The sequence below is a fragment of the Bdellovibrio sp. BIS2 genome (genome assembly GCF_055398295.1).
In genome coordinates this window covers 2,969,229-2,990,199 of record NZ_AP035879.1, presented here as the reverse complement: position 1 = coordinate 2,990,199, position 20,971 = coordinate 2,969,229, and the positions used below count along the sequence as shown (strand labels likewise).

Sequence of the window (20,971 nt, the reverse complement as noted above, 5' to 3'; positions counted from 1 at the left end):
CTTCGCGCGGATAACCGGCGCTTGGAATTCCGCATTCGCAAGATGGGGAACAGTTAGGAATAGGACTAAGGTTAGTAAGCTCTTCATAAAGTTGTTAATTTACGAGCTTACCTTGAAAATGTAAGAAGTCAACAGACCCCGAATCTAGGATGGATGGTGGTAATGAAAATCTTAACTACAAGGCAACTTGGATTGTTGTCTTTAACTCTGGTGCCAGTGTTGCTTTCTGCGTGCGCAGGAAAGTATTCAATCAAGTCCTATCCCAACGGTGCCAAAGTTTACATCAAGGATGTGCAGAGCCAGGAGAAGAAACTTCTGGGTATCGCGCCTCTTCAGGTGAAAGAGGAATCAAAGCTCGGTGATGTGTTCTTCCTGATATTTGAAAAGCAGAACTATCGCACCAAAGAGGTCATGGTTAAAGTCAACGAAGGTGAAAGTCTTGCGGTGGCGACGCGCATGGATCCTTTGTCCGACGAGGAAAAGAAGGCGGAAGAGCTGGCTCAGAATGAGGATCAGAAAAAGAACGATCCACAAAAGCCAAAGCCTGAAGACAAGGACAAAAAACCTGAAGACAAACGAATGGAAGAGCTGCTCGCGGAAATGCAGGAGCTTAAACTTCGTGTGGCGCTTCTGGAAAACACATCTTCATTCTACAAGGATGCGTTGTTTTCTCCGCGTCTTTCCGGCGGCATGCCGACAGCAGAGCGTGATCGCACCGATCGCGTGGTGGGTTTTGTTTTTCAGGGTCAGCAGTTGATCGTGAAAGGGCAGTATGACAAAGCCCTGGTTGAAATCGACAAGGCTTTGCAGTTGGATGAGTACTCCAATAATGCTTGGCTGCTGAAAGGCTCCGTCAAGTACCTGCAAAAGGACTTTGAAGGAGCAAAAATCGCCTGGGAACGCTGCCTGAAAATCGACCCGTACAATAAAGTGGCTTATCAGTATCTGTCCGACGTCTATCAGCGTCTGGGAATGGCGCCCCTGCCAAAAACCGGGGCTGAAATGCGCTATCCGGCCTCTAATGTGGAAATTGAAAAGCGTAACGAAAACAGGATCCGCTGATGAAGTTTCTTGGGGCACTGATCTTTCTTTTCTTGTACGTTCCGGCTCATGCTGCTCTGACATCTGATTGGGATGTCAGCATGGGCATGACTTCGTTGAAGTATCAGTTCCCCAGTGCTGGCGTCGATAAATCCATCGAATCATCCACCACGATGGAAGTGAATTATTCCATCAATAATCCTGCGTTGAACACGGCTCTGACTTTGTCCTTTATGGAGATGGCTGGCGGCGGGGGCAAACAGCTTCCGTTCACGCGTATCGCCCTGGGCGGACGGTACTATATGTTTGGTGTCAACGGCATGCGTGTGGTGGTGGACAGTTCTTCCGAAGCAAAAGTCTGGCGTCCAACGCCGTTTATTGCCGCAAACCTTGGTTTGAGCAATCTGGCGGTGGATGACTTCAATGCGTCCCTGATAGATTTGACCGTCCGGGGTGGGGTTGAAATTCCGGTGATGTCTGATCTGCTGCTGATCGGGCAGGTGTCCATGGGCTCCAGTCTGACTGCACCGTCTTCCGAGGATGAGAACGTCAAATACAGTTTTATGACTCTTTTTGCGGGTCTTCGTTTTGTGGGGTTTGACTGATGTCTGATAAAAACACTAACAAAAAACGTGTGATTGTGGGGGCTGTGCTGGTTGTTGGCGCGGCATTGGGCTATGCGGGTTATCTGCAAAGCAAAAAGCCCCAGGCCCGTCAGGCGGGGATCCGCTCCGGGCAGGGCACCTGGGATGAACTTAAAAAATCCCATTCCATGACCGTGAACACCCACCTGTCCTCGAAAACCGGACGGGCATGGAAAAACCATGACTTCGGCGCGCTGATGTCGTCCTTTGGACCTGAGCGCACCATGAAAGAAAATAAAGAGTTCTTCCAGGCCAGTATTTATGTGCTGGATGTCTCCAGCATCCAGTGGAAGCCGGAGGAAAAAAAGGATCTGCAGGCGTTGCAGTCCAAGATCGTGAAGTTTCTGACGGAAGATGGCAAGGGTGTTGTGGGCGACGTGGCTCAGACCCACAGTTTTGCTGCCAAAACGCTGCTTCGCCTGGGTACGCCATCGGCTCAAGAGCTGAAGGCGCTGGAAGGTTTTCACAAAGGCAGCCGTGATGCTTTTCGCCGCGAAATCGTGGCTGACGTGCTGATTCAGACAGAACCTTTAAGCGGTGAAGGCCGTGCCTTGCTGACGAAAATGCTGCTTTCCAAAACGGAAGTGAACGAAGGGCTGCAGATGCTGGCCCGCGTGCGCGACGGGGAGGCCCGCAAAGAGCTTCTGAACCGCGTTTATAAAAACTATGCGAACTATCCGGCGGCGATGAAGCCGTTTGTGTACAAACAACTGGTTCTGAATCATTCGCTGATTCAGGGCGACCTGAAAAAGCATCTGGCAGAGGCAGCCAAAAGCAAGGATGAAGTCTGGGAGGACAGCTTTCTTGTGGCCGTTCAGGAGCTGAATGTGGTGAGTGAATTCACGGCAGATATTCAAAGAATCGAAAAGCAGTCTCAGTATCCGCACCTGAAAATGCTGGCAGGTGCCATTCTCGCGAAAGATAAAGGGATCAAATGATGAAACGTTTTTCTGCACTTCTTCTTTCACTGATGCTTTCACAGGTGTCCTTCGCCCAGTACATTGAAGAGATCGGATCTCTTGAAACGGTGTACGAAGCCCGTGCACGCAGTGTTTTGAACACGATTTTGCGTCCGACGGACTACACTCTGGTTGTGGCCATTGAAATGGACCGGGATGAAAAGAAGCTGAAAGAGTTCCATGATGAAATGGATGTTCAGTATCTGCCGGGAATGCCATTGATGGGCGATGCCCCGACACTGGGTAAGGCCACCAACAAACTTCACGAAATGAAGTCCAAAACCGACATCTCAGTGGTCTTGTCCCGCAATGTAAATCCCGAGACTGAAAAGATCATCAAAGAGCTTTTGACGTCCAAGTTGCACCTGGATGCCACGTCGGGTGACTCTGTCACGGTGAAGCGTATTGAACTGCCGGCGGATCCGCCCAAGGCCGAGCCAAAACCGGATATTCTGCCTGAATTGACCTGGAAAATGTGGACGCTGATTGTGATCATGTCCCTGCTTGCTTTGTCGGGTTTGATGTTCTGGGCGTGGAGACGGGGTCGTGCGCAGGAGCCGCGCAAAGAACTCAAAGAAAATCACGACTATAAACACACGGAAAAAGATCAGGAAACGGAAGAAAATCCGCAAGACGTTGTGGCAGCAGCAACTTCAGAGCCGGGTACTGCCGCTGTGGTGGAGCCGGAGTTCAATATGGATGCAGTGAAACAGCACATTCTGGCGATTGCGGCTCAATATCCGCAACTGGCGTCGCGTGCGGTGACCGAGTTCACTTTGAATGAGTCGGCGGGCGATGCATCTTTGCTGATGGAATTCCTGGGCTGGGACACTTCCAAACGGGTGTTCACCGATGTTCCCGCGATGGCTTGGGCCCGTCTGGGGAAAGCGGTGAAGGAGCGCGAAGGAAGCTCTACGAAATCTGAAACCGAAACTGCGGTTCGTAATGTTTATAAAGCGATTTTGGCGGCCTATGTTGAGCACGAGATGTCGTCCGATGAGGAAAATCCGTTCTCGTTCGTGCTGAAAATGCGCGAAGAAGAACGTCAGCAGATCCTGGACAAAGAAACACCGGCGAACATCGCGGTGCTTTGCCTGCATTCCCCGGCGGAAGTGACGGCAGGGATTGTTGGTTCTTTGGATGCTGAAAAACGAGTGAAGGTTCTGGCCGAGATTTCCCGCGTGGAAAAGCTGCCGCACAATGTGGTGCAGGCGGTGATTTCGTCCTTCAATCAAAAACTGACCGAGATGCGCATGCGTCCGGAGCCAAGAATCGAGGGGGCGTCCGTTCTGGCGAAGGTCATCCGCGGTATGTCCCCGGAAGAAGAGATGGATCTGCTGGCATTGTTTGCCAATGACAATCCGGAAGAACTGGAGCGTTTGCGTCGCGTGATCCTGACCTTCGATGATTTGAAACTGGTTCCTTCCGATATTCTGTCCGAGGTGCTGAACAGTTACGAAGTCGACTCCTTGTATGCGGCTTTGTTCAAAACCCATACGGCGTTCTACAACCGCATCCTTGCGACCCTGCCTGAAAGAAAAGCGATGATCGTTGAACGGGACCTGACGGACATGGTCGCAATCCCGCAAAGAAAGAAAACAGCGGAAGTGCGCCGCGAGATCTGTCAGCAGGTTGAAAAAGTGATGTACAGCCGCTCTTTAAGAGTCGGTGATCTGGTGGACGGCACCGTCCGTGCCGTTCGTTCTGTTTAAGCCGTTTTTATATACAGCCCGAGGAATGTGATGTCGTCGGGCTGTTCCTGGTTTTCAATATGCTCTACAATCTGTTTCTGCATGATATCGTGAAGGCTTCTTGAAGAGCCGCGATTCGTGCAGTCCACGGCGGTTTTAATCACCGTGCGCTCACCATACGCGGTTCCGATTCCGTTCACGGCATCAATCAGACCGTCTGTGTAGGCAAAGAACACCGCGCCCGCAGGCAGTGGGACCGTCGCTGTCTGGAATCGCGATTCACGGCTTTCACCCAGTCGTTTGGAATTGGCCTCGGTCAGGAACATCAGATCATTCTTTTTGATTTTTTTGCCTTCTGGCGGAAGCGGGCTGATCAGCGGGAAGTCATGACTGGCGTTGGAATAGGTCAGGGTCCCGGCTTCCCGGTCGTAAAGTGCGGCAAAGGCCGTCATCATTTTTTCACCCTTGGCCAGGTCACATAAAACCTGATTCATCATGCTCAGAACTTTCGAAGGGTCCCACATGTTTTCCGCCATCGACAACGACAGAACCGAACGGGCTGCGGCCGTGATCAGGGCGGCGGGAACTCCGTGCCCGGTCGCATCGCCAATAAATACGAACAGTCGTTTGTCGTCATTAAAATGGAACCAAAGATCTCCGCCGCACTCTGAAGCCGGCTGATAAAATCCCTTCAGGGTAAAATGATCCGTATCGACTTTGGGTTTTGGCAACAGAACAGTCTGAACTTCCTTCGCGGTTTCAAGTTCGGCTTCCATGCGGGCTTTTTCCTCTGTTTGTCGCAACAGCCCCTGAATTTTTTCAAGCATGGAGTTAAAGACCTTGGCCATACGGCCCACTTCGTCATTGGATTTTAGTTGAATGGGTTTGGATTGACCGGTTGATGCGAACAGGGACATGCCGCCAGCCAGAACAGAAATACTTTGTGTCAGGGAATCCACGCTGAAGAAAGTGGCGATCAGGCCCAGCAGGATGATCAGCGCCGATGCCATCAGGGTCTTGTTCATCGTCTGCTGTAAGACGGAATAGATCTGGCCTTTGTCGAAGGCCTGGAACATATAAGCCTGCAACTGGGGAACCCAGGTGTAGGAAATCAGGTAGTCATTGCCGTCAAGGCGAAGCTCACGAACACTGCTGCCCTGGCCGGTCAATTGCGCGGTGATGGGCGCGTGAATTTCAGAGGCGTTGGCAAGTCCCAAAGGAACTTTCCATTGTTTCTTTTGCGGATGCCAGAAACCCAGGGTCTTTTTTTGATTGGCGTCTTTCAGCCCGTCGAATGTCAACTGACCATAAATCAGCAGATCCCCTTTGCGATAGTAGACGATCATGTTTTCAGGCTTGTCCAGATTGACGTCGGTTTGCACTTTGCCTTCAGGCATCTTTTGCAGATATTGCAGTTGCGCCGGCGGCAGACTGGGTGATTCCAGCAAAGCATCCAGGAACGTGGCGTTGCCTTCGACTGTGCGATAGATCTGAATATTTCCCCAGCCCTGTTGCTGAGCGGCTGTTTTGATCTGTTGACTGAAAACGGCGCCATCGAAAAACAGCAGCGCGGTCTGCAGTCGTTCCATCACTTTGTTGGAGCCTTCATTGATCACTTCTGTCGCATCCTGGATTCGCTCCATGGCGGAGGAATAGAGATAGGATCTTTTATCATCCAGAAAAGAGTTGCGATTGATCCAAAAGATCGTGGCTGAAGACAGAAGCAGCAACAAAGATGTAATAACCAGAAACTTAATCTTGATGGACATGGCTTCTATTTATCGGCGGATGTTCCCTCCAAGTTAACGAGACAGCAGAGGGCGGACTGGACCTTGGGCGGGCTTTGCGCTGGCAAACAGTTCCGTTGAATCAGACTACCGAACACAGCGAACGACGGCGGCATTGCCATAGCCGCCATATCCCCAGGAACCATCCAGAAGACTCATGATGATATAGGTGTCGAGTTCCTGCGTGAACGGGGTGCGGGACCAGTTGTAGTTCTGCGAGGTCGAAAGACCGACGAAATGACTGAGTTCTTCGGCCGTGGGCAGCCACCATCCTGCATATTGGTCTCCACCACAGGTGCTGCCATCCGCTTTCAGATCACAGACTGAAATCAGTGTCCGGCAGTAATTCATCCCTTGAGCAATGGTCATGGGATCCGTGGTTTCAGGGGAGGCCATAGAGAGCTCAGCCTTCGCACCCAGCACGAAGAGCAGCACAGTCAACAGAGCACAGGACGCGATGAAAAGGGTATTTTTCATGGGGACCTCCACTGCTATCTACGTTGAACGCAAATTCCTTTAAAGGGAATTTTCTTTCGCAGGAACTTTCAACCCACAAAGACAGGATTGACGATTGAAAGTCCTGTGTCAGAAAGCTCCGTATCCCCGGGGTAATTTCCGCCCGGTTCTGGGGTAACATAAGTGAAAAAACGGGGAGGTTTCCCATGAAATCCATCATTCTTTCATTTGTGTTGTGTCTGTCTGTGAATGCAGTGGCTGAAATGCAGGCTCTGGATGATTTGATGACACCGGATGAAATCGCTGCTGAAGCGGGCTTTCCACGTACGGAAGTGAACACCGAAGCTTTAAGTCTGCGGGATTTTGATTCTATCGAGTCCCTGAACGTGACCCGGGAATTTCCGATAGTTCTGATCGCCAACAAAAATGCCTATGGTTATGAGGCGCAGACGATGCGTGTGATTCAAAACGGAGTGCACACTCACACCTGGAAGATTTCGACGGGGAGGGAGCAGTGGGAAACCTCTAAAAGCGGGCGGCAATACTTCACGACGACCCCCCCGGGATGGTTCTATCCTTACTCAATTGTGCGCAATCACTACTCACAAACTTGGCAAACCAATATGGAATTCAGTGTCTTCTTTAACGGCGGGGTTGCCTTGCATGCCGCAAATTCCGCACACAATTCGCAACTGGGCCGCCGTGCTTCCGGTGGATGTGTCCGCCTGCATCGCGATAATGCAAAGTACATCTACGAGCGGATCGTGCAGGAAGGGAAAGGTCTGGTTCCCGTTATTCGATCCAACGGAACTGTGGCCCGCGACTGGCGGGGCAATGTGATTCGCGCGGTGAAGTACCGCACACTGATCGTTGTTGAGGGATATTAAATGGACTATCGTCGGGTGCAAACGGAAGGCTTACCTAATAAACTGAAACAATGAGATATTTCCTGCTCGTTTTCTTTATTTCCGCTTCCTGTCTTGCCAACGAGGTCATTCTGGATCGCACCAATAAAATGGGCATCCGCAAGATTGATATCCTGAAAAAGGACAAGGGTGTTTACACGTTTGATGGCAAGATATTGGGAAAATCTCTTCCACCCAAAGTCGCCGCAGCCTGGAAGCAGGTTGAAAGAGGCCCGGCCTCCGCAGGCAAAGCGCGCTGCCATGCCGGCACTTATATCTATATTAATAAAATCTCCAAAAAAGAAACCCGCAAAGAAGGGTGTGCCGAAGGCGCCGAGTATGGCCGCTTTGTTCAGCATATCGAAGACATCCGCACTCACGCGCAAGGGAAATAGTTTATGAAGTTCATGGGGTTCGTTGCGATCGTTCTTGTCACTTCATCTCTTCAGGCACAGGAAGCTGTCAGTCCTGCCATGCGTGAGACGATCGATAAGATCACGAAAATGCGCGAGACCCTGAAGGTCTCTGCCGACCGCAGTGGCGCCTGTGAGACGCCTCAGTCTCCGTCATGCACTTTTGAAGGCTATTGTGGAAAGCTGGCCGGAAAAGCCCAGGATTTTTACCTTTATCAGGACAGCGACGGTCGCAAGGTTCCCAATATGGCGATGATCGGCAATCTGAGTTTTGCTGAACATTGTGCGAAGGGCACATTCCCGCAAACGGCGGTGCAGGATCCATTTGTTTATGCCAACCAGTTTATGGACGAGAAAGCGGCGGGCGGTAAAGAGCAGCTTCAGCGCAATAAAGAACGTCTGAAAAAAGAAACAGCCCGCACTCTCAAGGTGGTAGAGGACGCCCGCAGCCATGTTGTCAAATCCCTGGAGGCGCAGAAGACGTCGGCCAATGCAAAGCAGATCGACAATATGATCGCGCGCGTGAAGGCCATAAAATATCGTGAAGCCAAAACTGACGGCCAATACATGGATCTGGTGGCTGATGGGTGTGAGTCTCCGAATGCTTATTATTCTTCGGAGACCAACACGATCACGGTGTGCCCGCAGATGATGAACCTGCCGGAAGCTTCTTTGTTTGCAACTTTGGCCCATGAATTCGGCCATGGTATCGATCCCTGTGCGATGGAAATGGATTTCGGCAAGGAAGGGGCGAAACTGCCGGACTTTATGAGTCTGGTGGTAAAGCCCAATCAGCCCACAGTGAATCCCGCCGTCAGAATGGCGCAGAACCCGTTTAAAAACGTGATTAGCTGTCTGCAGTCTCCGCAGTCTATTGAAGTCAGTATTCCGACCAAGGATGCTTTGCTTCGTGAAATCAACGAATTCGAAGATGGCTTGAAAGCGGAAGTCGGCGGTGAAATCGACGAGGAAACCGGCGAGGCCAAAGCCACTGACGCCACCGATGCCCGCTTTGAAGATTCCCGTCAGAACATTGAAAAGAATTACGAGCGCTACAAATACTGCAGTGAGATCACCGGCACCGGTCATATTCAGGAAGCTTTTTCTGACTGGATTTCCGCGCAGGCTTTGACTTCAAAAATTTCGGGCATCCAGGATTCTGCCAAAGCACGTGAGTTCGCGTTTGCTTCGCAGACCATGTTCTATGGGATGGCATGTGAAAACGTGCAACAGGCGGTGGACAGCAGGATGGATCAGTTTGTGGAGGCCTGCCCTCAGTTGGAGGAAATCCGCGCCTATATGGAGGATATGAAGCATTCTGATGGTCACTCCAGTCACCCGGATGCAAATCGTCGTATCAACCGAATCTATTATGCCAAGCCCGAGATTCAGAAAGCTCTCGGCTGTGAAAGCGGTCACAACGACGCCCAAGAGTGTAAGCCCTGATTTTGGCAAGATGTGTTGAATTGTCAGGATTCTGTCAGGGGTCTTGACGGAACTCTGTCATGGTCGCTAGCGTTGGTTGCATTCCACCCAATCAGCGTAAAGAGAGACCCATGACACTTGCCGTGTTTTTGAGACATTCTTCGCCACCTAGGCCCCCATCGAAGGGACCCTCTTCGGGAGAGAAATCCCGTTCGAACACCCTCCGTGTGTCTTTACACCCGAACTGCCAGCAAAAAAAATCAAATATCAATATTAAAGAAAACGGCGTCCCAGTGACGCCGTTTTTGTTTTTTAAAGGGGTCATTCCATGTGTGGCGTTGTAGGACTCATTGGTGAAGATCAGGCTGGCGAAAAATTGTATCCGGCGCTCTTCGCTCTTCAGCACCGTGGGCAGGATGCCGCAGGCATTCTGAGCTATGACTTTGAACGTTCTCAGTTTCATCTGGAAAAGGATCTGGGCTTGGTGGAAGACGTCTTCACCACCGAACGCCGCAAGCGCCTGAAGGGCACCATGGCTCTGGGGCACACACGTTATTCCACTATCGGCAGCGTCGATAAAGAGGACCTGCAACCGATCTTTTTAAGTTATCCCTATGGCATCGGCATGATCCATAACGGCAACGTCACGAACTATGATGAAATCGTGGATTATCTGCGCAACCGAAAACTGCGATGGACCTTTTCGCGCAACGATCTGGAGATTTTGATGCACATGGTGGCCGTCGGTCTGTCTTCACGCAAGGACAACCCGGATCTGCCTTCCAGTCTGGCCGAAGCCGTGAAAGAGCTTCTGCAAACCGTGCAGGGTGCTTACAGCTCTATCGGAATGCTGGCCGAGCAGGGTATGTTTGCCTTCAGCGACATGAATGGCATTCGGCCTTTGCTGATCGGTCGACGGAAAAAGGGCGACAAATACAATTACTGCTTTGCCTCTGAAAAACAGGTTTTCTTTGGACTGGGATATGAATACTGGCGGGATCTGCGGCCCGGGGAACTGGTCTTTGTCGACAAGGACCGCAATCTGCGTTCCTTCGTTTTGAGTGAAAAGAAACCGCGTCCGTGCATGTTTGAATGGATCTATTTTGCGGGCTCTGAAACCGAATGGCACGGCCGTCCGGTCTATGAAGTGCGCCTGAAGCTGGGGGAGATCCTGGCGGAAGAGTGCCGCAAAAAGGGCCTGGATATAGATGTGGTGGCTCCGGTGCCAGACACCTCGCGGGCGGCGGCCTGCCGTCTGGCGGAAGTGCTGGAAAAACCTTATCGCGAAGTTCTGATCAAAAACCGCTATGTGCAAAGAAGCTTTATCGTCAACGAACCCGAAGTCCGCAAGATGATGGTGAATCTGAAGCTTTCCCCGGTGCAAAGCGAGATCAAAGGTAAAAAAATCCTGCTGGTGGATGACAGCATTGTGCGCGGGACCACTTCCGCGCGGATCATTCGCCTGCTTCGTGATGCGGGGGCGGAAAAGGTCTATCTGGCCAGCACCTGTCCTCCGATTCGCCACCCTTGTTTTTACGGCATTGATTTCCCGGACGGGGAATCGCTGGTGGCGCACAAACGCAGTGAAGCTGAAGTGGAAAAGATTTTGGAGGTCGACGGCCTGGTCTTCCTGCCTCTGAATCGGCTGCAAGAGGGCCTGGGCCTTAAGAATCTTTGCAGCGCTTGTCTTGATGGTGATTATCCTGTTCCGGTCTCAACTGAAAACTTTTTGAAGACCCGGAACATCAATTTAGGTGGTGAACTATGAAAATTCAGGTTCTTTTTGGCAGTGCGAATGATGAGCGTGTGTACGGTCCGTTGTGCCGTTCCCTTGAAAAATGCGGTGAGGTAAAAATGGAAGTGGCTTCGGCCCACCGTGATCCCGCCCGGGTCCACGAGGTTGTAAAAGCCTGTGGGGCTGATGCTTTTGTGGCAGGCGCAGGTTTGGCCGCTCACCTTCCGGGTGTTGTGGCGTCTTTAACAGACAAGCCAGTCTTCGGAGTGGCCGTGAACGGGGCTTTTGCCGGGCTTGATGCCTTTTTATCCATTGTGCAAATGCCGCGCGGGATTCCGGTGGCCGCAGTGACTGAAGAAAATGCCAACACCATCGGGGACTTCCTCGTGCGTCTGGCGAAGGTCCCTCAAGACCGTCTGTGTCTGCACTGGAACCGCAGCCTTGAAAGCTATTCACCGATTCAAAAAGCCCTGGATGAAATTCAGACACAAACCGGATTGTCGGTTGAATGGACGACGGCTCAGGCCGAAAACTGCCTGGGGGAGATCGTCAGCCCGTGGGAGTTGCCACGCACCCAAGGCTTGAATTTGTTCCTGTGTGAAAAGGAACAACTGGCAAGCTCTAATCTTGCGTTGGACTTCTATGCTAAAGCCCGCCACGGCGGATTCTGGGTGGGGGCCAACAACGTGACCAATTTCGTGAATCAATGGAATAAACTGAAAGTTTTGGGAGCAGGCCGATGAATCTGATCTATCGCGGTTCCGTAAAGGATCTTTATCAAAACAACGACAAAATCGTTTTTGAATACAGCAATCGCTATTCCATTTTTGACTGGGGTGAAATGCCGGATGAAATTCCGCAAAAAGGCGAAGCCTTGGCGGCGATGGCTTCAATGTTCTTTGATCATCTGTCGTCCAAAGGTTTTTCTTCCCACTATCTGTCCGCTCGGTCCCGCACCTCCATTGAAGTGCAACCGGTAAAGGTTTTGCGTCCGGAATGGAAAGATGATGCCTATGACTATTCCATGTATGCGTGTCGTCCGACCCAGTGTCTGGTGCCGCTGGAGGTGATCTTCCGCCGCCACCTGGGGCAGGGGAATTCTTTAGAAGGCCGTCTGAAAAAGAATCCCGCCTATCTAGCGGATCTGGAGCTGACTCAAGTGCCCACTTCTGCTGACAGCTTTATGCCGGCCCTGGTGGAGGTGTCGACAAAACTTGAAACCACCGATCGCTACCTGTCCAAAGCGGATGTGGCGGCCATGAATGTGGTGAACGATGCCGAGTACGCAGCCCTGCGCAAGAGCACCCAGGAAGTGGCAGCCGAACTGGAAAAACTTTTTGCCAGCTTCGGTGTAAAACTGTGGGATGGAAAGTTTGAATTTGCATTCACAGATGAAAACAACGGTCAGCGGGGACTGGTTCTGGTCGATTCCATCGGGCCGGACGAATTGCGTCTGACTTATGAAGGTCTGCCGTTGTCGAAAGAATTCCTGCGTCAGATCTACACCGGATCTGAATGGAGCGAAGCGGTTAAAAAAGCCAAAGACTTTGCAAAAGAAAGAAAGACCCAGGACTGGAAGTCGATCTGTGAAAATGAACTGGGGCAAAAACCGTCCCCGTTAACAGGTGAACAGATTCAAGTCAGCTCCTGGCTGTATCTGGCTTTGGCTAACGAGATCGCCACTGTCCTTAACAAACCACGTCCTTTTGACGAACACATCAACTTGAAATTCTGGCACCAAAAGGCTTTGTCTTTGCTGGAGAAAAAAACATGAAACTGGTTGTTGTCGGAAAGGGCGGGCGCGAGCACGCTTTGGCGCAAAAACTGAAAAGCTCCCTCTTGGTCACAGACTTGTGGGTGGCGCCGGGAAATCCCGGAATGCAGCAGGCGGGTCTGTCTTGCGTGAACTGCGAAAGCCCGGAAGCCATTGAAAAGTTCTGCCTCGAAAACGGAGTGTCGCTGGTGGTGGTTGGCCCGGAGGCTTTGATTCTGTCGGACTTAAAGCTGCGTCTGCAAAAGCGTGGTATTGCATGCTTTGCGCCTTCTATGGAAGTGGCGCAGTTGGAATCCTCCAAACTTTTCTGCAAAGGGGTGCTGAAGGACGCGGGCGTGAAAACCGCCGCTTGTCAGGTGGCTTACTCGGAAGACCAGGCCCTGCTGGCCGTTGGAAAGCATGACTTTACAAAGCCCCTGGTGGTGAAGGCCGATGGCCTGGCTCAAGGCAAGGGCGTGTGGGTTTGCAACACCTGGGATATGGCTGAAGAAGCTGTGCGCACACTGGGACGTCATTTTGGTTTTCCATTGTTGTTGGAAGAATGTCTGATCGGAAAAGAACTTTCCGCCTTTGCGTTGTGCGATGGCGAGGACTTTGTGATTCTGGGCACGGCTTGTGACTACAAGCGTGTGTCGTCGGATCCTTTCAGCGCCAACACCGGCGGCATGGGGGCCTACAGCCCCTGTGACTTTGTGAACGAGGCGGATGAGGCGGAGATTCGCAGTATTTTTGCCAAAACTCTGAAGAGCTTGCGGGACAAACGCCTGCCGTATCAGGGCTTTTTGTTTGCGGGCTTGATGAAAACAACGGAAGGCATTTACGTTCTGGAATACAACGTGCGCATGGGGGATCCGGAAACCCAGGCCCTTTTGCCTCGCCTGAAAACGGACCTTGCGGATCTGATCATGAAGGCCGTGACTCATCAATTGAAAGATCAGGCATGTGAACTGGCTTCCGAATCTTCCGTTCACGTTGTCGCAACCAGCGAAGGCTATCCGGGATCGCCGATGAAACTGGGAAATCCCATCACGGCCAAGGTCCTTTCCGCTCCGGATCGTCATTTGTACTTTGCCGGCGTCAGCCGCATCAATGATCAACTGGTCAATGTCGGTGGCCGTGTTTTGGGCATAACTGCCATGGGGTCCACCCGCGAAGAGGCTCGTCAGAAGGTCTATCATGAAATGCAGGCTGTGAATTTTGACGGCATGTATCTGCGACAGGATATCGGGCTATGAATAAAATCAGGATTGCGATCTTGGCCTCTGGAACCGGCTCCAATGCCGAAGCCCTGATGAAAAAGGCGCAGTCCCTGAATTCTGTCGAAGTCACCTTTGTCCTTTCTGACAAAGCCGGGGCGGGTGTTTTGGAAAAGGCTCAAAATCTTTCTGTGCGCCATTTTGTAGTGGCCAAACAAAGCGACCGCCGCGAACACGAGCAGCGCGTGTTAAACCTGCTGCGTGAATACCGCATCGACTGGGTCTTGCTGGCCGGTTACATGCGCCTGTTAAGTCCTGAGTTTTTGCAGATCTTCAGTGCCTGGCATCGAGGGAGTTCACAAGTGGTGAACATTCATCCGTCGCTGCTGCCGGCCTATCCAGGTGTTGATTCCATCCGCCGCGCCTATGAAGACCGCGTAAATGAAAGTGGCGTGACACTGCATCTGGTGGACGAGGGTATGGACACAGGCCCGCACCTGATGCAATCGCGATTGACCTTGGAAGCCGGTGAAAGCCTGGCCGACTGGTCTGTGCGTTTTCATAAACTGGAACATCAAACTTACACTCAATTTCTGGAACTTATGGCTTTGGGGCAGATCCCCACAAGCCCATTTGAGGAGACTTAAAGATGCAAAGAATATCTGTGCGCAGCCTCTATGATCACAGCACCGAAAAAGCTCTTAAATCGGCGTTGTCGCTGGAAGCCCCAGTGACCGAACTGCACCTGCGCCGCGTGTACTGGCTGCTTGAAAAGAAATCCGGCGCCGCACGCGAATTCCCTCTGCAGACAGCGATGGACAAGGTCTTCTTTGATCCGATCTCAGAATCCCGGCAAACCGGTTTCATGGACTATCAGGACGACAAAACCTATGTCGAAGTCCGTTTCCTGGCCGGAGTCACCGACAACATGGCTCGCACCGCGACCGAGGCTTTGATGCTGTTTTCTGCGCAACATAATTCTTCCTGGCAAGAGTTCCCTCTGGAAGTTCACAGCGGATGGGAAATGGAAATCAGTGGGGATATTTCCAAAGAGCAAATTGAAAAGGTTCTGTTCCAGAATCTGGCCAATCCACTTTTAAACAGGCTTGAAATTCAGACGGGCGCATCCCTGAAAAAACAAAACACCTGGGCCGCTTATCCTCATTTCTGGAAGGCCTCCGAGCACATGCCCCAGTTGCAGCTTTTGAATTTGGACGTTGAAACCCTTCAACGCATCAACAACGAACGCGGCCTTGCTTTAAGTGATGAAGAGATTCAAACCATTCTGACTCATTTTAGTTCCCCGGAAGTGGCTGCCGAGCGTGCTTCCTACGGCTGGCATGGCAAGATTACAGAAGTGGAACTTGAATGTCTGGCTCAAACCTGGAGTGAACACTGCAAGCACAAGATCTTTGCCGCTGACGTGGACTATACAGAAAGCTCTGGCGACTTCCCGGCCCTGGGGGAAAAGAAAATCTCCAGTCTTTACAAAAGCTATATTCAAAAAGCCACCCGCGATCTGGATGACTGCGGTTATCTGGTGTCTGTCTTTAAAGACAACGCCGGTATTGTCGATTTTGATTCAAAATTAAATGTGTGCGTTAAAGTCGAAACGCACAACAGCCCGTCGGCGCTGGATCCTTTCGGCGGCGCTTTGACGGGCATCTTAGGTGTGAACCGCGATATCCTGGGCTGCGGCCTGGGTGCGAAACCTGTCGCCAACACAGATGTCTTCTGTCTTTCCACCCCGAACCTGTTTCCGAAAGCAGATTCCCCGCAAAGACCCGAGCTGCTCAAAGATCCCGGTGTGATCTTCCGCGGCGTCCATCAGGGGGTCGAAGAGGGTGGCAATCAAAGCGGTATTCCGACCATCAATGGTGCTTTCTGTTTTGCCAGTGAATTTGCCGCGAAGCCTTTGATCTTTGTCGGCTCTGTTGGCGTGATGCCCAAGACCGTTCACGGCCGCGGCAGCGAATCCAAAGAAATTCGCGCGGGTGATCTGATTGTGGTGGCTGGCGGGCGCCTTGGAAAAGATGGCGTGCACGGTGCGACCTTCAGTTCTTTGGCGTTGCATGACAACGTGGCCTCGAATGTTGTGCAAATCGGTGACAGCATCACGCAAAAGCGTCTTTTGGATTTCACCTTGAAAGCTCGCGACAACGGCTGGATTCAAGCCATCACGGACAACGGGGCTGGGGGTGTCAGTTCCTCGATCGGGGAAATGGCGCAGTATTCGGGCGGGGCGCGCATGGATTTGGGTCTGCATCCAGTGAAGTACTCGGGCCTTGAATACTGGGAAATGCTGGTCAGTGAATCTCAAGAGCGTATGTCTTATGCCGTCAGCCCGAATCACCTGCTGGAGTTTATGAATCTGGCTCGTCACATGGGTGTTGAGGCTTTTGTTCTGGGTGAATTCACCGATTCCGGATCCTTTGACATCTTTCATGGCAAAGAACCTCTGGCAAAGATCAGCCTTGAATTCCTGCATGAAGGTTTAAGCCGAATGAAGCTGAAAGCCCACTTCGACGGACCAAAACAATATCAGGAATACTTCCGCGCCGAAGGTAAGGCTCCACTGAATGGCAATGATCTTGCTGCAGCCCTTAAAAAAGTTCTGGCAAATCCCAACGTGGCTTCGCGCGAACCTTTAGTTCGTTACTATGACCACGAAGTGCAAGGGGCCACACGCGTGAAACCTTATAGTGGCAAGACCCAGTCCGGAGCCAACGATGCCGGTGTTCTGGATCTGTCTGTGCACGGCGGGGACACCAACAACGCGGTGGCAGTTTCAAACGGACTGTGCCCGCAGTTTTCCTGGTATGACACTTATCTGATGGCGCAAAAAGCGGTCGACGAATCCGTGCGCAATCTGGTCGCGACCGGGGCGGACCCGGCGAAGATGGCCTTGGTCGATAATTTCTGCTGGCCGGATCCGACCCCCAAAAACACCAACCCCGATGCGGCCCATAAGATGGCGCAGTTGGTGCGGGCCTGTGCCGGGCTTTACGATGCGGCTCTGGCTTACCGGGCTCCGTTTGTCAGCGGCAAAGACAGTATGAAAAATGATTTCATCGGAAAAACCAAAGGTGGCGAAACTGTGAAGATATCTGTGCCGCCAACCTTGCTGGTGACGGCCATGGCACAGGTCCCGGATGCGACGAAAACAGCACCGGGATTCTTCCAGAAGGCCGGGGATCTGATTTATTTATTGGGCACACCGACGAACAGTCTTTACGCTTCGGTTCTTTCCCAGGAATTCACCGTGCAGGAATCAGCTCCTGAGTATCCGGATTTAAAACGGAACAAGAATCTTTACTTGCGCATCTTTGCGGCTCATCAGAAGTCTCTTTTGCAGTCTTGCCACGATATTTCTGATGGCGGTCTGATGACGGCCTTGGCGGAAAGCGGCTTTGGCAACAATCTGGGAATGAAGTTGAATCTGGATTCACTGAGCTGGAATCAACTGTGGTCTGAAACGGGTTCTTTGTTTGTGGTCAGTGTGAAGCCTGCTGACAAGTCCCAGTTTGAAGAACTGTTCACCAGTCAGCAAAGACTGCTGGGGGAAGTTCAGGAAAATCCTGTGATGAGCTGGCAGCATCAGGGAATCACACAAAACACCGCCTTGTCCGAACTGCAAAAAATCTGGTCTGAAGGAGTTTTGAATGTCTATCAAGCCTAAGTTTCTGGTTTTGTGGGGTGACGGAATCAACTGTGAAAATGAAACAGCCAGGGCCGTTTCTTTGGCCGGCGGTGAAGCGGACAAAGTCCACGTCAATGACCTGCTGGCAAACCCAGGGCTCTTGAATGAATATCAGGCCCTGGTGATTCCCGGTGGTTTTTCTTTCGGCGATCATCTGGGCAGCGGGCAGGTGCTGGCCCTGAAGCTTGAAATGAATCTAAAAAATGAATTGCAGCAGTTTGTGAAAACCCGCCCGGTGTTGGGCATCTGCAATGGCTTTCAGACACTCGTCAAGCTGGGGCTGTTGCCGGACGCTGACTTTCAGCGCAGTTGTGCGCTGGTGAAAAACGAGCAAGGGCATTTTGTGGACCGCTGGATCGAAGTGGAAAGAAACGAAAAATCCCCTTGCGTCTGGACCCGGAATCTTCCCGCCAGATTTGCTCTGCCGATTCGTCACGGGGAAGGCAGATTTGTCTGCCGGGATGAAAGCCTTCTGCAGCGACTGCTGACCCAGAATCAGGCCGTGCTTCGTTATACCGAAGACGTCAATGGCGCGCAGGCGCAGATTGCCGGTGTCTGTGATCCATCGGGTTTGGTTTTTGCCCTGATGCCTCATCCCGAGGCGGCGGTGCATGACTGGCATCTTCCCTATGAAGGCGAAGCATGGGGTCTGGAATTTTTCAAAAGTGCAGTGAATTATTTGAATCAGGAAATGGGAGTGAACCTATGAATCCAATCCGCCGAGCTCTGTTGAGCGTGTCTGATAAAACCGGTTTGCTGGAGCTTGCCAAAAATCTGGCCGCCCAAAATGTCGAGCTGATTGCCAGCGGCGGCACCGCCAAGGCTTTGACTGAGGCCGGATTGAAAGTCACCGCGGTGGAAACTTTGAGCGGCAAAGGCGAAGCCTTCAACGGCCGGATGAAAACCATCAGCTTTGAAATTGCCTCAAGCCTGCTGTTTCGCCGTCAGGATGAAAATGATGTGCACCAGGCCGCCGAGCTGGGGATTGAACCCATTGATCTGGTGGTGGTGAATCTTTATCCCTTCCACGCGACCCTGCAAAAGCAGGCGGGGTTTGAGGAGTGCATTGAAAACATCGACATCGGGGGGCCGACGTTGCTGCGTGCAGGGGCCAAAAACTTCCACTCCGTCACGGTGTTGTGCGAGCCCTCCCAGTACGGGGACTTCTTAAAAGAATTCAACAGCAACAAAGGCGCAACCACTTGGGAGTTCCGTCAAAAATGTGCCGCTGCCGTTTACACCATGACGGCCTTTTATGACATGGCCATTGCCGGTTTCTTGACGCAAAAATCCGGGGCCGCTCTAAGATACGGGGAAAACCCGCATCAAAAGGCCGTGGTGCTGAAAGATCCATTTGCTGACGGTCTGGCCCACGCCAAATCCCTGCAGGGCAAAGAGATGTCCTACAACAATTATCTGGATGCCGACTTTGCCCTGAAGACTTTGCAGGATGTGCATTCCTGGCAGGGGAGCAAAGCTTTGCCCGTCGCCGTGGTTGTGAAACATAACACGCCCTGCGGTATGGCCGTGGCCGAAACTCCGCAGCGAGCTTTGGAAAAAGCCTGGAAAGGGGACGAGAAAAGCTCTTTCGGCGGCATCATTGCCCTGAATGTTCCAGTGACAGAGGACATCGCAAACTTTTTTGCCGAAAAATTTGTCGAGGTGATTCTGGCGCCATCCTTCACCGACGGCGCCCGCGAAAAACTGAAAAAGAACTGCCGCGTGATGGAAATTGCATTAAAGCCCAATCCATCCATGCAGGTGCGCTCCATCGAAGGAGGGCTGCTGCTGCAGGACTCAGATGCTTTTGATTTAAGCCAGATGAAAACCGTCACGCAAAAACAAGTCAGCCCGGACCAGCAGCGTCTGGCGGCTTTTGCGATGCTGGCGGTGAAGAACCTGAAAAGCAACGCCATCGCGCTTTGCCGGCAGGACGGACCAGAGTTCGAGCTGCTGACCATGGGCTCCGGTCAGACCAACCGCATCGACTGCATTGAAAAACTGATCAGCTCGCGTCTTGCTGACAAAGGCATCACCGATCTTTCCGAAGTGGTCCTGGCGTCCGACGCGTTCTTCCCGTTTGCTGATTCGGTTCAGGTATCGGCAAAGTTGGGAGTTAAAACCATCATCCAACCGGGAGGATCCGTGAAGGACCCGGAAGTGATCGCCGAAGCCGATCGCCTGGGGGTTTCCATGATCTTTACCGGCCGCCGCCACTTTTTACACTAGGAGAACATGCCATGACGACTGTGAGTTTGGATTATAAAAATGCAGGAGTTGACATCACCAAGGCCGATGCCTTCGTGGAAAGAATCAAAAATCTGGTGCCGACCACTTTCAACGACCAGGTTCTTCAGGGCATCGGGGGCTTTGCTGCTGTTTACAAGCTGACTGAAGAAAAGTACCTGGCCTCCTGCACGGACGGTGTGGGCACAAAATTGAAACTGGCCCAGGCCCTGAACAAACACCACGGCATCGGAATTGATCTGGTCGCGATGTGTGTGAATGATCTGTTGTGTGTCGGAGCAAAGCCGTTGTTCTTTTTGGATTACATGGCCTTTGGAAAGCTCGACACCCAGGTCAGTGAAGAGCTGATCGCCGGAATGGTTGACGGCTGCCGTCAGTCCGGGATGGCGCTGATTGGCGGCGAAACGGCCGAAATGCCCGGCGTGTACCAGGGGAATGAATATGACCTCGCGGGTTTCAGTGTGGGTGAAATGACCCCGGCGGATCTCTACGATGAAAAAGACATGAACGAAGGGGACGTGTTGATCGGGATTGCGTCGTCAGGATTTCATTCCAATGGATATTCTCTGTTGAGAAAGCTGGTGAACCAGGATGAAACCGAACTGATGCAGGAGCTTCTGACTCCGACCCGCATTTACGTGAAATTGGTCAATGAGCTGCGCCGCCAGTTTCCTCTGGCGATGGTGGGGGCCTCCCATATCACGGGCGGGGGCATTCACAATATTCCGCGCATGAGTGAAAAGTTTGATTACGATATTTCCGGCTGGCCGGCCTTGAATGAAATGGCTTCGGTCTTTGGCAAGATCATTCCGCGTGCGGGTCTTTCTGGTGAAGAGTTGTATCGCACCTTCAACATGGGGGTCGGATTGGTTCTGCTGATCAAGAAGGAGCAGGCTGATTCCGTGCAAACATGGTTGATCTCTCAAGGCGAGAAGCACTGGCGCTTAGGCTCCGTACAAAAAGGCACTGGTCAAATCGCCCCCGCGCGTCACTAGGGC

The 20,971-nt window shown here is 52.0% G+C and carries 18 protein-coding genes; 16 read left to right on the top strand and 2 right to left on the bottom strand.

Features of this window, described 5'->3' with window-relative positions; genetic code table 11:
• The first annotated feature begins 162 nt into the window (after positions 1–162).
• From ACZ520_RS14335 to ACZ520_RS14320, 4 genes are read left to right on the top strand one after another with little or no spacing between them, the layout of a single operon-like run.
• Positions 163–1,062, top strand: coding sequence for a tetratricopeptide repeat protein (locus ACZ520_RS14335; protein ID WP_374031001.1), 900 nt, complete (start codon positions 163–165; stop codon positions 1,060–1,062).
• A complete protein-coding gene (locus ACZ520_RS14330; RefSeq protein ID WP_374031000.1) occupies positions 1,062–1,646 on the top strand; it encodes a hypothetical protein in 585 nt (194 codons plus the stop codon). Before ACZ520_RS14335 ends, ACZ520_RS14330 begins: the two co-directional genes overlap by 1 nt.
• A complete protein-coding gene (locus tag ACZ520_RS14325) occupies positions 1,646–2,623 on the top strand; it encodes a hypothetical protein (RefSeq protein WP_416480115.1) in 978 nt (325 codons plus the stop codon). Before ACZ520_RS14330 ends, ACZ520_RS14325 begins: the two co-directional genes overlap by 1 nt.
• On the top strand, positions 2,620–4,356 hold the full coding sequence (locus ACZ520_RS14320) for a FliG C-terminal domain-containing protein (RefSeq protein WP_417868336.1): 1,737 nt from the start codon (positions 2,620–2,622) through the stop codon (positions 4,354–4,356). The genes ACZ520_RS14325 and ACZ520_RS14320 overlap by 4 nt, the downstream gene beginning before the upstream one ends.
• On the opposite strand, the gene ACZ520_RS14315 is transcribed toward ACZ520_RS14320, so the two are convergent.
• Both ACZ520_RS14315 and ACZ520_RS14310 read right to left on the bottom strand, forming a co-directional pair.
• Positions 4,353–6,104, bottom strand: coding sequence for a SpoIIE family protein phosphatase (locus tag ACZ520_RS14315; RefSeq protein WP_464126210.1), 1,752 nt, complete (start codon positions 6,102–6,104; stop codon positions 4,353–4,355). The two genes, ACZ520_RS14320 and ACZ520_RS14315, sit on opposite strands and share 4 nt — an antisense overlap.
• A gap of 105 nt (positions 6,105–6,209) precedes the next feature.
• Positions 6,210–6,599 (bottom strand): Lcl C-terminal domain-containing protein, encoded by a 390-nt coding sequence (locus ACZ520_RS14310; RefSeq protein ID WP_374030994.1) that lies wholly within the window; start codon positions 6,597–6,599, stop codon positions 6,210–6,212.
• Positions 6,600–6,784: 185 nt separating this feature from the next.
• On the opposite strand from ACZ520_RS14310, the gene ACZ520_RS14305 reads away from it, so the two are divergent.
• The 12 genes from ACZ520_RS14305 to purM all read left to right on the top strand — a co-directional run bounded on the left by ACZ520_RS14305 (position 6,785) and on the right by purM (position 20,968).
• Positions 6,785–7,465: a L,D-transpeptidase gene (locus ACZ520_RS14305; protein ID WP_374030993.1), complete on the top strand. Its 681-nt coding sequence runs from the start codon at positions 6,785–6,787 to the stop codon at positions 7,463–7,465.
• Between the two features lie 50 nt (positions 7,466–7,515).
• On the top strand, positions 7,516–7,878 hold the full coding sequence (locus ACZ520_RS14300; protein WP_416480118.1) for a hypothetical protein: 363 nt from the start codon (positions 7,516–7,518) through the stop codon (positions 7,876–7,878).
• 3 nt (positions 7,879–7,881) lie between these two features.
• The gene (locus ACZ520_RS14295; protein WP_464126207.1) at positions 7,882–9,342 is read left to right on the top strand and encodes a hypothetical protein; all 1,461 of its coding nucleotides are present in this window, start codon (positions 7,882–7,884) and stop codon (positions 9,340–9,342) included.
• Between the two features lie 307 nt (positions 9,343–9,649).
• A complete protein-coding gene (purF, locus tag ACZ520_RS14290) occupies positions 9,650–11,089 on the top strand; it encodes an amidophosphoribosyltransferase (protein ID WP_464126205.1) in 1,440 nt (479 codons plus the stop codon).
• Positions 11,086–11,799 carry an AIR carboxylase family protein gene (locus tag ACZ520_RS14285; RefSeq protein WP_464126203.1) on the top strand — a complete coding sequence of 238 codons (714 nt, stop codon included), beginning with the start codon at positions 11,086–11,088 and terminating at the stop codon, positions 11,797–11,799. The genes purF and ACZ520_RS14285 overlap by 4 nt, the downstream gene beginning before the upstream one ends.
• Positions 11,796–12,830 carry a phosphoribosylaminoimidazolesuccinocarboxamide synthase gene (locus tag ACZ520_RS14280; RefSeq protein WP_464126201.1) on the top strand — a complete coding sequence of 345 codons (1,035 nt, stop codon included), beginning with the start codon at positions 11,796–11,798 and terminating at the stop codon, positions 12,828–12,830. The genes ACZ520_RS14285 and ACZ520_RS14280 overlap by 4 nt, the downstream gene beginning before the upstream one ends.
• Entirely contained in the window at positions 12,827–14,065 is a 1,239-nt protein-coding gene (gene purD, locus ACZ520_RS14275) for a phosphoribosylamine--glycine ligase (protein WP_464126199.1), read from the top strand. Before ACZ520_RS14280 ends, purD begins: the two co-directional genes overlap by 4 nt.
• Positions 14,062–14,673, top strand: coding sequence for a phosphoribosylglycinamide formyltransferase (gene purN, locus ACZ520_RS14270; RefSeq protein ID WP_464126197.1), 612 nt, complete (start codon positions 14,062–14,064; stop codon positions 14,671–14,673). The genes purD and purN overlap by 4 nt, the downstream gene beginning before the upstream one ends.
• Positions 14,674–14,675: 2 nt before the next feature.
• A complete protein-coding gene (locus ACZ520_RS14265; RefSeq protein WP_464126195.1) occupies positions 14,676–17,705 on the top strand; it encodes a phosphoribosylformylglycinamidine synthase subunit PurL in 3,030 nt (1,009 codons plus the stop codon).
• Positions 17,689–18,435, top strand: coding sequence for a phosphoribosylformylglycinamidine synthase subunit PurQ (locus ACZ520_RS14260; RefSeq protein WP_464126193.1), 747 nt, complete (start codon positions 17,689–17,691; stop codon positions 18,433–18,435). Before ACZ520_RS14265 ends, ACZ520_RS14260 begins: the two co-directional genes overlap by 17 nt.
• On the top strand, positions 18,432–19,955 hold the full coding sequence (gene purH / locus ACZ520_RS14255; protein ID WP_464126191.1) for a bifunctional phosphoribosylaminoimidazolecarboxamide formyltransferase/IMP cyclohydrolase: 1,524 nt from the start codon (positions 18,432–18,434) through the stop codon (positions 19,953–19,955). Before ACZ520_RS14260 ends, purH begins: the two co-directional genes overlap by 4 nt.
• An 11-nt stretch (positions 19,956–19,966) precedes the next feature.
• Positions 19,967–20,968, top strand: coding sequence for a phosphoribosylformylglycinamidine cyclo-ligase (gene purM / locus ACZ520_RS14250; protein WP_464126189.1), 1,002 nt, complete (start codon positions 19,967–19,969; stop codon positions 20,966–20,968).
• Positions 20,969–20,971: the final 3 nt, after the last annotated feature.